The sequence below is a fragment of the Stenotrophomonas sp. SrG genome (assembly GCF_050031795.1).
Taxonomy (GTDB): Bacteria; Pseudomonadota; Gammaproteobacteria; order Xanthomonadales; family Xanthomonadaceae; genus Stenotrophomonas; species Stenotrophomonas rhizophila_A.
The window spans coordinates 1-247 of the sequence record NZ_JBNBBE010000727.1; the positions used below are offsets into that span (position 1 = coordinate 1).

Genomic DNA, 247 nt, shown 5'->3' on the forward strand with positions numbered 1-247 from the left:
CCCCAGGGTGGCCGTCATCGGTTTCTGGCATGGCGGATCACGCCAGTTGGGCGGATCCGATCGCGGGGACGCCAGGCGGTGGGTGCAGTGCCGCGGCGACCATCGCAGCGGCGATGCGCTCGGCGGGTGTGATCCGCCACGCGCGGGGCAGCACCGGCCCCAGCGCGCCCAGTACCCGGCTGGACAGGTTCTAGCCGGTGCGGCGTTCGCTGCGCTCACCGCCGATCAGCCCCGGTCGCACCAGGGT

Annotated in this window: 1 pseudogene; it reads right to left on the reverse strand. The window is 73.7% G+C overall.

Annotated elements, in window-relative coordinates:
* Positions 1 to 37 precede the first annotated feature (37 nt).
* Positions 38 to 247, reverse strand: a pseudogene (locus ACQG3P_RS21500) (NAD-dependent dehydratase); the annotation flags it as partial.